We start from the raw sequence: 14,043 nt of genomic DNA, 5'->3' as shown, positions 1-14,043 counted from the left end.
TGAGCGGCACGGCGCGGGTGCGGACATGAACGACGGGGCGAAGGTGCTGGTCGTCGACGACGACCCGGAGGTGCGGGCGGCCGTCGAGGACGGGCTGGCGGTGGCCGGGTACGCGGTGCGCGGCGCCGGCGACGGGCTGGCCGGCCTCAGCGAGCTGGCCGCCTGGCAGCCGGACGCCGTCGTGCTGGACGTGATGATGCCGGTGCTGGACGGCCTCGCGGTCTGCCGCCGGCTGCGCGCGCTGGGCGACCGCACCCCGATCCTGATCCTCACCGCCCGCGACTCGGTGCACGACCGGGTGGACGGGCTGGACGCCGGTGCCGACGACTACCTGGTCAAGCCGTTCGCCCTGGACGAGCTGGCGGCCCGGCTGCGCGCCCTGCTGCGCCGCGCCGCCCCCGCCCCGGAGGAGGGTGTGTACCGGTACGGCGACCTGGTGGCCGATCCGGCGAGCCGCACCGGGGCCCGCGGCGGCCGGCCGCTGGAGTTCACCCGTACCGAGTTCGCCCTGCTCGAAGTCCTCATGGAGCACCCGGGACAGGTGCTGCCCCGTGAGGTGATCATGGCACGGGTGTGGGGCGCGGACTTCGGCCCGCACTCCAACTCCCTTGCCGTGTACGTCGGTTACCTGCGCCGCAAGCTCGAAGCGGGCGGCGAGCCGCGCATCGTGCACACCGTGCACGGGGTGGGGTACCGGCTGGGCGGGTGAGCCGCCGGGAAGGCTGTCGGTGGCGCCCCGCACAATGGGCCCATGGACGCAACAGACAGTGACCAGGGCGGCGAGCCGGCGGACCCGCGGCGGCTCGCCGGTGACCTGCACCGGCGGCTGGACCGGATCGAGCAGTTGCTGACCGGCGGTACGACCGCCCCCGGCGCCCGGCCGTCGCGCCACGGGCCACCGGCCGAGCAGCCGGCCTGGCGGCGGGAGACCGAGGGCGAGCAGCGCTGGGCCGTGACCGCCGCGGTGCTCCTCGCGGCGGCCGTGCAGTGGTCGCTGCCACCGCGGCTGAGCTTCCGGCCGCACTGGCTGCTGCCACTGCTGGAGGTCGTGCTGCTGATCGGTCTCTTCGCCGCAAACCCCCGCCGGATAAGGCGGCGTTCACCGTTGATGCGTTCCGCGAGCCTGGCGCTCGCCGCGCTGGTGAGCGTCGCCAACGGCTGGTCGGCCGCCGCGCTGGTCCGCGGGCTGGTGCTGGGGCGCGAGGGCGAGGACGCCGGGCCGTTGCTGATGACCGGGGCCGGCATCTGGCTGACCAACGTCATCGTCTTCGCGCTGTGGTACTGGGAATGGGACCGCGGTGGTCCGGTGCACCGTGCCGCCGGCACCCGTCAGTACCCCGACTTCCTCTTCCCGCAGATGCAGGAGAGCGCGCTCGCCCCGCCGGGGTGGGAGCCGGGTTTCCTCGACTACTTCTACCTCTCCTTCACCAACGCCACCGCGTTCAGCCCCACCGATGTCATGCCCCTGTCCCGCTGGGCCAAGATGCTGATGCTCGCCCAGTCCGCGGTCTCCCTGATCACCGTGGCCCTGGTGATCGCGCGGGCGGTCAACATCCTCAAGTGAGGTGCGCGGACGACGGTCCGGCCGCCGGGGCAGGGTGGGCGCCGGACCGTCGTCCCCGGCCGGCCGGTCAGTAGTGGATCGTGGCGGGCCGGTGGTGCCCGTGCGGCCGGACCGCGTGTGGGGCGCGGTTGGCGTAGCCGCCGGGCGTCATGGAGAACGACCCGTTGTTCAGCGGGCCGGGGGAGTAGCCGCCGCTGGTCAGCGCCTCGGGGGAGTAGGCGTCGAGCGGCTGGCCGTCGGCGGTCACACCGGAGAAGTCCAGCTGGTCGAAGGCGGGGTAGCTCTGGGTGGGCGATTCGATGACCGCCTCGGCGCTGGCGTTGCCGGCGCTCAGGTACTGCGTGGTGTGCTCGGTCCACCCCTTGGTGGTGTCGGAGAGCGTGATGGTGTACCGGCCGCCGCTGCCCGCGGTGACCGAGGCGGTGATGTGGTCGCCCTCGTCGACCGGGTCGTTCCAGTAGACCGGGGCCGCCGGGTACATCTCGTACCAGGCGGACAGCTGCGGGGAGCCGCTGGAGCAGTCGGTCTGCACCCCGGTCTGCTCCACGGTCTGCGAGCCGTCGCCGTCGATGCCGACCCAGGGGGCGAACAGGTCGTCGGCGGTCTGGCAGGTGACGTGCGGCTCGGTCCAGGAACCGCTGACGCTGCGGAAGGTGCCGTGGGCGACGTAGCCGCCCCAGTTGCTGTCCTGGTAGCGCTGGGCGTGCGGGCCGAAGCCGGCGGCGGGGGCGGTCCCGGCCGGGACCAGCGCGGCGGCCAGCAGCGCGGCGGCGGCGGTCGCGCGGGTGATGGCGGCGGTGTTCCGTCTGGTGCCTGAGTGCGTGCCCATGTGACCGGTCTCCTGTGGGGGGAGGACGAGTTGGGGAAGGGCCGGACGGGGGTCGGCGCGGGCCCGGGAACGGTGGCGTGCGACCCGCCGCGACGAGGAACGAGGCGGCCTTCGTCCGGCCGCGGTTCATGGTGGGTCCGGTGCCGGACCGCCTCAAGACGCCGGGATCAGCGGGAACCCGTCATGGCCAGAACATGACATGATGCCCGGGGGCGGGCGGGACCGGGCCCGGAGCCGGCCGCGGGGGGCGTATCCGTCCGTGTCCGAAGGGCGGTCAGGTTGATACCGGACGTATCGCGCCCGGCAGCGGGCGGTCTGCTGGACGGACTCGGCATCCCCGAGCCGGAACAGGCCGCCTACCGGCGCATGCTGGCGCTCTCCCGCACCACGGTGGCAGGTCTCGCCGCCGATCTCGGCGTCGGCGAGGAACGGGCCGCCCGGCTGCTGGCCGCCCTGCACGGCCACGGTCTGGTCCACCGGCACGACGACCCGCCGGGCGACTGGTCCGCCGCCGCCCCCGACGTCGCCGTGGAGGCGCTGCTGCTGCGCCGCGAGGCCGAACTGCTGCGCACCCGCGGCCGGGTCGCCGAGCTGATGCGCGCCTACCGGCGGGGCCACGAACCGCACGCCGCCGACCTGGTCGACGTGGTCACCGGCCAGGATGCCATCGCCGGACTGTGGCGCCGGCTCCAGGAGGCCGCCCGTCACAACCTGCTGATGTTCGACAAACCCCCGCACATCGTGCGCGCCGACACCGCCGTGGAACGCGAACTCCTCGACCGGGGGGTGCGCATCCGCGTGGTGTACGAGGCCGGCTCGGTCAACGCGCCGGGGCGGCTCGCCGAGATCCGGGACGCCGTGGCCGCCGGCGAACAGGCCCGGATGCTCCCCGAACTCCCCTGCAAACTCGCGCTCGTCGACGACCGCTGGGCGCTGCTGCCGGCCACCACCGGCGCCGAACTCACCGGTGCCGTGCTGGTCCGCGCCTCCACGCTGCTCGACGCGCTCGGCGCGATGTTCGCCGCCTACTGGCACCGGGGGGTGCGGGTGGCCGACACCTGGTCCCCCGCCGACCCGGCCGCGGAACGCCGGATGGAGCTGCTCACCCTGCTCTCCGCCGGGTTCACCGACGACAGCATCGCCCGCCAGCTCGGGGTGTCGCCGCGTACCGTCCAGCGGTGGGTGCGGGAGGTGATGGACTCCCTCGGCGCGCGCACCCGGTTCCAGGCCGGCATCCAGGCCGCCCGCGCCGGGCTGTTGTGACCGGCGGGCGGGCGGTCCGGAGGCCCGCGGAGCGGTCAGGGGCCGAGGCGCTGCACGGCGGAGGCGATCAGCGCGGCGTAGGTCTCGGTGCCGGCGGACGGACGGGGGTGGATGCGATCGGCCCACAACTGTTCCGGGTGACGGGAGATGGCGGTGTCCCAGTCCACGAGCCGCGTCGTCGACGGATGCGCGCGCACGGTGTCGGCCAGCGTCGCGTTGACGGCGGGCTGCCAGGTCCGGGGGGCATGGACGGTGACGAACAGGACGCGGCGGGCGGGCCCGGTGACGGCCAGCAGCCTCTCGGCGGTCTCCTTGGGGAACCCGCCGTTGGTGCCGAGGCCCACCACCACGACCTTGCGCAGCCGGCCGGCGCCGGCGAGCCGGCGCAGCAGCTCGGGGGCGGCGTCCATCTGACGGCCCACCTTGGCCTCCACCACGATCCCGGGCAGCTTGCGCTGAAGGTCCCGGGCGGCGGCGAGCATCACCGAGTCGCCGACCGCGGTGACGTCGGCGCCGGTGATCCTGGCCGGCGCCTCCTCCTCGTCCAGCGGTGCCTGGTCGGGGTCGGTGGGGTCGTCGGGGTCGTCGGCCGCGGTGTCGTCGGTGCGGTGGACGGGGCGGGCGGCATCCGGCGGACGGGCGGCGGCGAGCCGTTCACCCGCGCTGATCTGCGCCTCCAGCCCGGTGCTGGACGGGGCGCGGACGATCCCGGCGCCGGCCACCGTCACCACGGCGGCGGCGGACACCAGCACCGCCAGGGCCTGCCGCGGCCGGACCGCGGCCCGGGCGCGGTGACGAGCGGTCAGCTCCCGCGCGTAGCCGCGTACCCCCAGCCGGATGACCGGCTCCTCCACCAGCCGGTACGAGGCCGCCGCGAGCAGCACCGGGGCCACCAGCGCGACCGGCTGCCACAGCGGTGAGGCCGGCGCGCCCGGGTCGAGCGCGGCGCACACCGCGATCACCGGCCAGTGCCACAGGTAGATGCCGTAGCTGCGGCGCCCCACCCACACCAGCGGAGGCCGGGAGAGCGCGCGTCCGATCCGTCCCGGCACCGCGGCGGCCACCACCACGGCGACCGCGGCGGCGGTGGCGACGGCGAGCCCGCCCCGGTAGACCCCGGCCCCGGTGCCGTCCAGCAGCAACGCGGCGGCGGCCAGCACCGTGAACCCGGCGGCGCCGAGCGCGTCGGCGGACGTGATCCGTCCGGGGGAACGCGCCGCCACCGCCCGGGCCAGCGGCACCGCGAACGCCGCCGCCGCGCCCAGCAGCAGCCCGCCGCCGTGCGTGTCGGTGCCGTAGTACACCCGCGAGGTGTCGGTGTCGGGGGAGAAGACCAGGGCCATCGCGGTGAACGACAGCACCGCCAGCGCCAGCAGCAGCGCCACCTGGAGGCGGCGCCGGCGCAGCACCGTGGTGACCGCGAACAGCAGCAGCGGACACAGCAGATAGAACTGCTCCTCCACCGAGAGCGACCACAGGTGCTGGAGCACCGGTTTGACGCCGACCCCGGCGAAGTAGGTGTCGTGGCGGCTGATCTGCCACCAGTTGCTGCTGTAGGTCAGCGCGGCCAGCAGGTTGCCGCGCAGCCCGGCCCAGCAGTCCCCGCCGGTCAGCGTGGCCGCGCAGGCGGTGACGAGCAGCATGGCCCACAGCGCGGGCAGCAGCCGCCGGGCGCGTCGCACCCAGAACGCGCGCAGCTGGAACCGTCCGGTACGCACCCGTTCGGCCATCAGCCAACTGGTGATCAGATAGCCGCTGATGACGAAGAACAGGTCGACCCCGAGGAAGCCGCCGGGCAGCCAGGAGGGGTGCACGTGGTAGGCCACCACGGCGGCGACGGCGACGGCGCGCAGTCCGTCGAGTCCGGCGACCCGCGCGGTTCCGGGTGCCGCCGGGGCCGGCCGCTGATCGATGTTCATTGACCGAGCGTCACGGTTGTCCGGGGTCGCGGGCAGCCCGGGGCGGGTCCGGTTGCCGACCGTACGAGCCGTCCGGCGGGTGTCCGACCACCGCGTCGACCGTGGGTTTTGCCGGTTGTTATGGTGATATGACGATTCCACTCGTTCGAGTGAGCCGTGGTGGAGGCGGCCACGGTGTCCGCGCTGCGCCGGTCCGGCCGCCGTCACGTACCGTGCGCACCGGCGTGCCGTCCGGCCGGGCGGGGGCGGCCGGGGTGTGTCGACGGCCCTTGTGGCGGAGGTGATCCGTCCGCTAGCTTCCTGGGACCACCACTCGGCGGGGTGGCAGTTGGAACCGCTGGTCTGTCATGTGCATGCCTGTACGCTTCATGGCGGTCGACGCGGGTACCGCGCCGCCCTCGCATCGCCCCCACCCCCGTCGCCGAGGCCGTCGACGGGGTGCGGTGCCGCCGCAGTGGACAGTTCCCGGGACCGCGTACGGTGCCGGCCCCCACGGGCGCCCGCCGAACGCCGTCCCCATCCCCCCAGGGAGGGCCGTTCCTTGCACATACCGACCCACGCCAAGCGCCGCCGCGTCGGTGGTAGGACCGCCGTCGCCGCAGGTGCGCTGACCCTGCTGGTCGCCGGCTCGTACATGATCACCGCTCCGGCCGGGGCGGCTCCGGCCGCCGCCGGACCCCACGTCAAGCGGCTGTGCGCGGAGCCCAGCAAGCCGGGTTACATGGCGTGCAACGCGCTGGTGCGCACCGACGTCATGGCCAAGCACGCCATCGGCCCGCACGACGCCCCGCAGGGCTTCGGCCCGGACGACCTGCGCAGCGCCTACAAGCTGCCGGCGGACGGCGGCGAGGGTGCCACCATCGCCATCGTCGACGCCCAGGACGACCCCAACGCCGAGAAGGACCTGGCCGCCTACCGCAAGCAGTACGGGCTGCCCGACTGCACCAGCGGCAACGGCTGCTTCTCCAAGATCGACCAGAACGGCGGCCACAACTACCCGAGCGCCGACGCCGGTTGGGCCGGGGAGATCTCCCTCGACCTCGACATGGTCTCGGCGATCGCGCCCAAGGCCCACATCCTGCTGGTCGAGGCCAACTCGGCGAGCATGGACGACCTCGGCGCCGCGGTGAACCAGGCGGTCGGCAAGGGCGCCAAGTTCGTCTCCAACAGCTACGGCGGCGGCGAGGACGCCTCCGACGCCAAGGCGGACAGCCAGTACTTCAACCACCCGGGCGTGGTCATCACCGCCTCGGCGGGCGACTCCGGCTACGGGGTGGAGTACCCGGCCGCCTCGCCGGGCGTCACCGCGGTGGGCGGCACCTCGCTCACCAAGGACTCCAGCTCCCGAGGCTGGAGCGAGAAGGTGTGGGGTTCCAGCGCGGGCGGTGAGGGCACCGGCTCCGGCTGCTCGACCACCGAGGCCAAGCCGAGCTGGCAGAAGGGCGGCGACTGCGCCAAGCGCAGCGTGGCCGACGTCTCCGCGGTCGCCGACCCGGCCACCGGTGTGGCGGTCTACGACAGCTACCAGTCCGGCGGCTGGCAGGTGGTCGGCGGCACCAGCGCCTCCGCCCCGATCATCGCCTCGGTCTACGCGCTGGCCGGCGCCCCGTCCGCCGGCAGCAACCCGGCCTCCTTCCCGTACCAGCACACCTCGGCGCTGAACGATGTGACCCAGGGCTCCAACGGTGACTGCGGCGGCACCAGCATGTGCACCGCGGGCCCCGGGTACGACGGCCCGACCGGGCTCGGTACGCCCAACGGCACCGAGGCGTTCAAGGGCTGACGCCCTGCCTCGGTGAGTGACCCGGGCCCCGGCCGCCTCAGGCGGCCGGGGCCCGGTGTGTGCCCGCGACCGGCCCAACTCCCGCACGACGACAGCCTGTCACCCGGTTTTCGGGTGTCACCCGGCCCGATGGCGGCGGTCGGGAGGTATGCCCGATTTCGTGCGCGGATGGTACCCATGGGCTGGCCATGTACAGGTAAAGAAAAGACCGCTCGGGTAAAGCATTCGACAGCAACGGGCCAACAGTCTTGTCCGGTTCATGATCGGCCAGATGGGATCGCGGGAACCGCTCCGCTCAGTCGTCGCGGCTCCACTCCACACAGGGAGAACACATGCGCCCAGCTCGTCCCCGGACCCGTGCCGTGACCGCCACGGCGGGGCCGTCGCCCTCGCAGCCGCCGCCGCGCTCGCCGCCCAGACGGGGGGATCGGCCGTCGCCGCCCCGGCCGCCACCCACACCACGGCGGTGCCCGCGATCGCCGGCCACGGTCTGGTCCGGGCCGTCCCGACGCCGCTGTCGACCGAGCAGTGCCAGGCCAAGTGGAAGATCGCCTGCTACTCGCCGTTGCAGTACCGGCAGGCGTACGGCCTCAACTCGCTGTACAAGAAGGGCGTCACCGGCAAGGGCCGCACGATCGTCATCGTCGACTCCTTCGGCTCGCCCACCGTCCAGCACGACCTGGACGTCTACAGCAAGCAGTTCGGCCTGCCCAGCACCAAGGTGCAGGTCGTCAAGTGGGGCAAGGTGCCGCCCTTCGACCCCAACAACTCCGACATGACCGGCTGGGCCGGGGAGACCGCGCTGGACGTGGAGATGGCGCACGCGGTCGCCCCCGGCGCCAAGATCGTGCTGGTGGAGACCGCGGTCGCGGAGACCGAGGGCGTCACCGGCCTGCCGGAGATGATGTCGGCCGAGAAGTACCTGATAGACCACGGCATAGGCGACGTCATCACGCAGAGCTTCGGCGCCACCGAGAACACCTTCCCCGGCTTCGACAAGGGCGACTTCTCCAGCATCGAGAAGCTGCGGTACGCCTTCAAGGACGCCGCCAAGCACAACGTCACCGTGCTCGGCTCCTCCGGTGACGGCGGCGCCACCGACAGCACCGCCGACGGCAAGGGCTACTACAAGTACCGCGTCAACTCCTGGCCGTCCTCCGACCCGCTGGTGACCTCCATCGGCGGCACCCAGCTCCACCTGGACGACAAGGGCAACCGCGTCAAGCCGGAGAGCGTCTACAACGACAACGGCGCGGGCGGCGGCGGCCAGTCGCACGTCTTCACCCGCCCCGCCTTCCAGAACGGCGTCCGGTCCGTGGTCGGCGCCCGCCGCGGCACCCCGGACGTGTCGATGGCCGCCGCGGTCAACGGCGGTGCCTGGGTCTACTCCAGCTACGACCCCAAGGCGACCGGCTGGGGCGTCTCCGGCGGCACCAGCGAGGCCAGCCCGCTCTTCTCCGGCGTCATCGCCCTGGCCGACCAGTACGCCGGCCACCGCGTCGGTGACATCAACGCCGCGCTGTACGCGCTGAACGCCAAGTCCGCCAAGAACCCCTACACCGGCATCGTCGACGTCAAGGACGGCACCAACAACAGCTACGCCGGCGTCACCGGCTACACCGCCGTGCGCGGCTACGACATGGCCACCGGCGTCGGCACCGTGGACGCCGCCCGCTTCGTCCCCGCCCTGGCCGCCGCCTCCCGCCATCACTGACCCACATCGCCAACCACCAGGCCCGGCCCCGTTCTCGGTGCCGGGCCTGGTGCCGTTGCCGGTGCGACCTGCCGGTCCGGACATAGGGTGAGGGGAGTCTGCGTCCGCGTGGCAACGCCGCAGGTCGGCAAGTGTCGTCCCCGCGCCTGCCGGGGAGGGTAACTCTCGGGGCCGCCGGGCATTCCCGGCCCCGCTCACTCCGTCGTGCGGCGGGCGACGCTGTCGATCAGGCGGCTGAGCACCCGTACCGTGGCGTCGATGTCGGAGGCGCTCACGCCGTCCAGGGCCTCGCGGAGGGAGTCCTGGCGGGCGCGGCGGAGGCGGGTGAGGAGGGCGCTGCCGGATGGCGTGATGGTGAGGTTGCGGGCACGCCGGTCCTGCGGGTCGGGGGTCCGCTCGACGAGGCCCTGGGCCTGGAGTTGGGCCACTTGGCGGGTCACGTGGGACGCCTCCACCAGTAGCCGTGCCGCCAGGTCGCCGACGCGGCAGCTTCCGCCGCCCTCCTCCAGGGCCATCAGCAGGTGCACGTCCGAGCGGCCGATCTTCACGTCCGCCTTGGCCACCGTGCGTATGTGTTCCTGCGCCCGGGTGAGCAGGTACGACAGCGCCAACAGGACGCGTTCGAGATCGGCCGTGTCGGGCTGGGCGGCGGCATCAGACATGCCGGAACTGTAGCGACCCGGTGTGGGAACGGGCACTGGCCGCGACCGAACGGCCGCGTAATGTACCGCAGTTCACTGACGAACGGTCCTGTCACCATCTGGAACCGGCCAAGTTGCATCGGGCCGTGCCGGGCCCTGTCCAGCTCCGTCGCGGCGGAGTTAACGTGACCACAGCATTAATTGCCTTTGTTAGGTAATTGAGCTCCCCCGTCAGCTGATTGGGCACATCAGGGAGAAGTGATGACCGTGCGCGTAAGCGTCGACCGGGACCGCTGCTGCGGTGCGGGCCAGTGCGTACTGGCCGTACCGCAGGTCTTCGACCAGAGCGAGGAGGACGGGCTGGTGGAACTGCTCACCGAGGAACCCGCCGTGGAGCTCGGCCCCCAGCTCCACCAGGCGGCGAGCTTCTGCCCGGCCGGCGCCATCACCGTGCACGACGCCTGACCCACCGCGGCACGCCACAACCGGCACGGCAACCCCGAGGAGACGCCCGCGATGACCATCACCCACCCCGGCAGCACGTTCTCCGTCCCGGCCGCCAAGAGCGGCGGCTGCCCCTTCGACCCGCCCCCCGCCTACCAGCGCGCCCGCGACGAACAGCCGGTCACCCGCGTCACCTTGTGGGACGGCTCGCAGTGCTGGCTGGTCACCCGCCACCAGGACATCCGCGAGGCGCTGCGCGACCGGCGGCTCAGCTCCGAGGCCGACCGCCCCGGCTTCCCGTTCATCACCCCCAACCGCCGTGCCCTCGCCTCCGACCGGCGCGGCAACACCAGCTTCATCCGGATGGACGACCCGGAACACGCCCGGCTGCGCAAGATGCTCACCCCGGACTTCATGATCAAGAAGACCGAGACGCTCCGCCCGAGGATCCAGGAGATCGTCGACGACTTCCTGGACCGGATGATCGCCAAGGGGGCACCGGCCGACCTGGTCGCCGACTTCGCGCTGCCCATCCCGTCCCTGGTGATCTGCCTGCTGCTCGGTGTCGACTACGCCGACCACGAGTTCTTCCAGGAACGCAGCAGGATCATGCTGCACAACAACACCACCCCCGAGCAGGTCGCCGAGGCCCGCGACGACCTGCTGGACTACCTCGGCGACCTGGCCGCCGCCAAGCGCGCCCGCCCCGACGACTCCATCATCGGCAAGCTGGCCGCCCGCCCGGAACTGAGCCACGACGAAGTGGCCAGCATGGGGCTGCTGCTGCTCATCGCCGGCCACGAGACCACCGCCAACATGACGGCGCTGGGCACCCTCGCCCTGCTGCGCAACCCCGGCCAACTGGCCGCGCTGCGCGACGATCCGGCCCTGGCCCCCAGCGCCGTCGAGGAGCTGCTGCGCTACCTGACCATCGTCCAGTCGGGCGTCGCCCGGGTCGCCAAGGACGACCTGGAGATCGGCGGCGAGACCGTCCGGGCCGGCGAGGGCGTGCTGTTCATGATCTCCGCCGCCAACCGCGACCCGGAGGCGTTCCCCTGGGGGGACGACCTGGACATCACCCAGGACGCCCGCCGCCACCTCGCCTTCGGCTTCGGCGTCCACCAGTGCCTGGGCCAGCCGCTGGCCCGGGTCGAGCTCCAGGTGGCGCTGGCCACGCTGGTGCGGCGGCTGCCCGGGCTGCGGCTGGCGATCCCCTTCGAGGACGTGCGCTTCCGCACCGACATGGCCATCTACGGGGTGCACGAGCTGCCCGTCGCCTGGTGACCGAAGGGCGGTGCGGGGGCGGCCGGTCTCACGACCAGGTCCACTCCCGCACCTCCGGCATGTCCTCGCCGTGCTCCCGGATGTAGGCCCGGTGCTCGTTGCGCTTGTCCTTCATCTGCTGGCGCACCCCGATCGCCGACAGCGCCAGCCCCGGCACCCGGTCGATGACGTCCATCACCAGCCGGTAGCGGTCCATGTTGTTGAGCACCACCATGTCGAACGGGGTCGTGGTGGTGCCGTGTTCCATGTAGCCGCGTACGTGGATGTTGTCGTGGCCGCGACGCCGGTAGGTGAGCCGGTGGATCAGCCACGGATAGCCGTGGTAGGCGAAGATGACCGGCTTGTCGGCGGTGAACACCGCGTCGAAACCGTGGTCGTTCAGCCCGTGCGGATGGTCGCCGTCCGGCATCAGCCGCATCAGGTCGATGACGTTGACCACCCGCACCGCGAGCTTGGGCAGATGCCGGCGCAGCAGCCACGCGGCGGCCATCACCTCCATCGTCGGCACGTCACCGGCGGCGGCCAGCACCACGTCCGGTTCGCGTCCGGTGTCGGTGCCCGCCCACTCCCACACGCTCACCCCGCGGTCGAGGTGGTGGACGGCGGCGTCGATGCCAAGCCAGTCCGGGCACGGCTGCTTGCCGGCGGCCACCACGTTGATGCGGTCCCGGCTGCCGAGGACCCGGGAGGCCACCGCGAGCAGGCAGTTGGCGTCCGGCGGCAGATACACCCGCACGGTGCGCGGGTCCTTGTTGACGATGTGGTCGATGAAGCCGGGGTCCTGGTGCGAGAAGCCGTTGTGGTCCTGGCGCCAGACATGGGAGGTGAGCAGGTAGTTGAGGGAGGCGATGGGCATCCGCCACGGCAGGTCGCGGGAGACCTGGAGCCACTTGGCGTGCTGGTTGGCCATCGAGGTCACGATGTGGATGAACGCCTCGTAGGACGAGAACAGGCCGTGGCGCCCGGTGAGCAGGTAACCCTCCAGCCACCCCTGGCAGTTGTGTTCGGAGAGCACCTCCAGCACCCGGCCGTCGCGGGCCAGGTGCTCGTCCACCGGCAGCATCCGCTCCTGCCACCCCTTGCCGGTGGCCTGGTAGACGTCCTGGAGCCGGTTGGAGGCGGTCTCGTCCGGGCCGAACAGGCGGAAGTCACGCCGGTCGGCGGTGGCCCGCATCACATCACGCAGCACCCCGCCGAGGACCCGGGTGGGTTCGTGGGCGGTGGCGCCGGGCGAGGCCACCTCCACCGCGTAGTCGCGCACGTCGGGCACGGGCAGACCGCGCAGCAGCCGGCCGCCGTTGGTGTGCGGGTTGGAACCCAGCCGCCGGTCGCCCTCGGGGACGAAACCCAGCAGCTCCGGCCGGGGGCGGCCCGCCTCGTCGAACAGCTCGTCGGGCCGGTAGGAACGCAGCCACTCCTGGAGCATCCGCACATGTCCCGGGTTCTCCCGCAGCCCCGACAACGGCACCTGGTGGGCGCGCCAGGTGTTCTCCACCGGCACCCCGTCCACCGTATGCGGCCCGGTCCACCCCTTCGGCGTGCGCAGCACGATCATCGGCCAGCGGGGGCGCTCGGTGGCCCCCTCCCGGCGGGCCGCCCGCTGGATCCGCGCGATCTCGTCCAGGCAGTCGTCGAGGGCGGCGGCGAGCGCCCGGTGCACGGTGGCCGGATCGTCCCCCTCGACGTACACCGGACGGTGACCGTAACCACGCAGCAGCGCGTCGAGTTCGTCGTGCGGCAGCCGGGCGAGCACGGTGGGGTTGGCGATCTTGTACCCGTTGAGGTGGAGGATGGGGAGCACGGCGCCGTCGTGCACCGGGTCGAGGAACTTGTTGCCGTGCCACCCGGTGGCCAGCGGGCCGGTCTCGGCCTCCCCGTCGCCCACGATGGCGGCCACCACCAGCGACGGGTTGTCGAAGGCGGCACCGTAGGCGTGGCTGAGCGCGTACCCCAGCTCACCGCCCTCGTGGATGGACCCCGGGGTCTCCGGCGCCACATGGCTGGGCACCCCGCCGGGGAAGGAGAACTGCCGGAACAGCCGCCGCATGCCGTCGGCGTCCCGCGTCACGTCCGGGTAGACCTCCGAGTAACTCCCGTCCAGCCAGCAGCAGGCGAGGGTGGCCGGGCCGCCGTGACCGGGGCCGGTGATGTGGATCATGTCCAGGTCGCGGGTGGAGATCACCCGGTTGAGGTGGGCGTAGATCAGGTTGAGCCCGGGGGTGGTGCCCCAGTGGCCGAGCAGTCGCGGCTTGATGTGGTCGAGGGTGAGGCCGGATCGCAGCAGCGGGTTGTCGAGCAGGTAGATCTGGCCCACCGCGAGGTAGTTGGCCGCCCGCCAGTAGCGGTCCAGCGTCGCCAGACCCGCGTCGGACAGCGGTGCCCGCCTCGCGTCGCCCGGGGTCTTCGGGGTGTCTTCCTCGGTGACGGCCACGCCGTATCGCCTCCCGCGTCACGCTGGTCGGAAAGGGCCCGGGTACCCGGTGCCGCGGGGTTACTCCCGCACGACGGCGCGGGTGCGGGCGCGATGGCCGCGTACCGCCGGTGGCGGGGGTACGACGCGGCCACGGCGCCCGCACCCGCGTCCGGCGGGCCGGTACGTAAA

11 protein-coding genes are annotated in these 14,043 nt (G+C 72.7%); 7 read left to right on the top strand and 4 right to left on the bottom strand.

What is annotated here, in order from left to right; genetic code table 11:
* Window positions 1–25: 25 nt before the first annotated feature.
* Together SCATT_RS01460 and SCATT_RS01455 are read left to right on the top strand one after the other, a co-directional pair.
* Complete coding sequence (locus SCATT_RS01460) at window positions 26–709, top strand: response regulator transcription factor (protein WP_014141093.1); 684 nt, start codon at window positions 26–28, stop codon at window positions 707–709.
* A 42-nt stretch (window positions 710–751) separates the two neighbouring features.
* Window positions 752–1,564 (top strand): DUF1345 domain-containing protein, encoded by an 813-nt coding sequence (locus tag SCATT_RS01455; protein WP_014141092.1) that lies wholly within the window; start codon window positions 752–754, stop codon window positions 1,562–1,564.
* 67 nt (window positions 1,565–1,631) lie between these two features.
* Here the strand turns inward: SCATT_RS01455 and SCATT_RS01450 are convergent, their stop codons facing one another.
* Entirely contained in the window at window positions 1,632–2,393 is a 762-nt protein-coding gene (locus SCATT_RS01450) for a G1 family glutamic endopeptidase (protein WP_014141091.1), read from the bottom strand.
* Window positions 2,394–2,672: 279 nt separating this feature from the next.
* Here SCATT_RS01450 and SCATT_RS01445 point away from each other — a divergent pair, with 279 nt between their 5' ends.
* A complete protein-coding gene (locus tag SCATT_RS01445) occupies window positions 2,673–3,656 on the top strand; it encodes a helix-turn-helix domain-containing protein (RefSeq protein ID WP_014141090.1) in 984 nt (327 codons plus the stop codon).
* Window positions 3,657–3,691: 35 nt separating this feature from the next.
* On the opposite strand, the gene SCATT_RS01440 is transcribed toward SCATT_RS01445, so the two are convergent.
* Window positions 3,692–5,575 carry an acyltransferase family protein gene (locus SCATT_RS01440; RefSeq protein ID WP_014141089.1) on the bottom strand — a complete coding sequence of 628 codons (1,884 nt, stop codon included), beginning with the start codon at window positions 5,573–5,575 and terminating at the stop codon, window positions 3,692–3,694.
* Between the two features lie 541 nt (window positions 5,576–6,116).
* Here SCATT_RS01440 and SCATT_RS01435 point away from each other — a divergent pair.
* Both SCATT_RS01435 and SCATT_RS01430 read left to right on the top strand, forming a co-directional pair.
* Window positions 6,117–7,358: a S53 family peptidase gene (locus tag SCATT_RS01435; RefSeq protein WP_014141088.1), complete on the top strand. Its 1,242-nt coding sequence runs from the start codon at window positions 6,117–6,119 to the stop codon at window positions 7,356–7,358.
* Between the two features lie 466 nt (window positions 7,359–7,824).
* Window positions 7,825–9,072 (top strand): S53 family peptidase, encoded by a 1,248-nt coding sequence (locus tag SCATT_RS01430; protein ID WP_014627286.1) that lies wholly within the window; start codon window positions 7,825–7,827, stop codon window positions 9,070–9,072.
* 194 nt (window positions 9,073–9,266) lie between these two features.
* On the opposite strand, the gene SCATT_RS01425 is transcribed toward SCATT_RS01430, so the two are convergent.
* Window positions 9,267–9,734 carry a MarR family winged helix-turn-helix transcriptional regulator gene (locus tag SCATT_RS01425; RefSeq protein ID WP_014141086.1) on the bottom strand — a complete coding sequence of 156 codons (468 nt, stop codon included), beginning with the start codon at window positions 9,732–9,734 and terminating at the stop codon, window positions 9,267–9,269.
* Between the two features lie 240 nt (window positions 9,735–9,974).
* Between SCATT_RS01425 and SCATT_RS01420 the strand changes: the two genes are divergently transcribed.
* Both SCATT_RS01420 and SCATT_RS01415 read left to right on the top strand, forming a co-directional pair.
* A complete protein-coding gene (locus SCATT_RS01420) occupies window positions 9,975–10,178 on the top strand; it encodes a ferredoxin (protein ID WP_014141084.1) in 204 nt (67 codons plus the stop codon).
* A gap of 51 nt (window positions 10,179–10,229) precedes the next feature.
* The gene (locus tag SCATT_RS01415) at window positions 10,230–11,441 is read left to right on the top strand and encodes a cytochrome P450 (protein WP_014141083.1); all 1,212 of its coding nucleotides are present in this window, start codon (window positions 10,230–10,232) and stop codon (window positions 11,439–11,441) included.
* 28 nt (window positions 11,442–11,469) lie between these two features.
* On the opposite strand, the gene SCATT_RS01410 is transcribed toward SCATT_RS01415, so the two are convergent.
* Window positions 11,470–13,872 carry a phosphoketolase family protein gene (locus SCATT_RS01410; protein ID WP_014141082.1) on the bottom strand — a complete coding sequence of 801 codons (2,403 nt, stop codon included), beginning with the start codon at window positions 13,870–13,872 and terminating at the stop codon, window positions 11,470–11,472.
* Window positions 13,873–14,043: the final 171 nt, after the last annotated feature.

Origin of the sequence: Streptantibioticus cattleyicolor NRRL 8057 = DSM 46488, from assembly GCF_000240165.1 — a bacterium.
In the GTDB taxonomy this organism is placed as follows: domain Bacteria; phylum Actinomycetota; class Actinomycetes; order Streptomycetales; family Streptomycetaceae; genus Streptantibioticus; species Streptantibioticus cattleyicolor.
This window is presented reverse-complemented; position numbering and strand designations above follow the sequence as displayed.

Coding starts and splice junctions, on each gene's coding strand:
- SCATT_RS01415 (WP_014141083.1), top strand. CDS start 10,230: ATGACCATCACCCACCCCGGCAGCACGTTCTCCGTCCCGGCCGCCAAG.
- SCATT_RS01460 (WP_014141093.1), top strand. CDS start 26: ATGAACGACGGGGCGAAGGTGCTGGTCGTCGACGACGACCCGGAGGTG.
- SCATT_RS01425 (WP_014141086.1), bottom strand. CDS start 9,734: ATGTCTGATGCCGCCGCCCAGCCCGACACGGCCGATCTCGAACGCGTC.
- SCATT_RS01450 (WP_014141091.1), bottom strand. CDS start 2,393: ATGGGCACGCACTCAGGCACCAGACGGAACACCGCCGCCATCACCCGC.
- SCATT_RS01420 (WP_014141084.1), top strand. CDS start 9,975: ATGACCGTGCGCGTAAGCGTCGACCGGGACCGCTGCTGCGGTGCGGGC.
- SCATT_RS01440 (WP_014141089.1), bottom strand. CDS start 5,575: ATGAACATCGATCAGCGGCCGGCCCCGGCGGCACCCGGAACCGCGCGG.
- SCATT_RS01455 (WP_014141092.1), top strand. CDS start 752: ATGGACGCAACAGACAGTGACCAGGGCGGCGAGCCGGCGGACCCGCGG.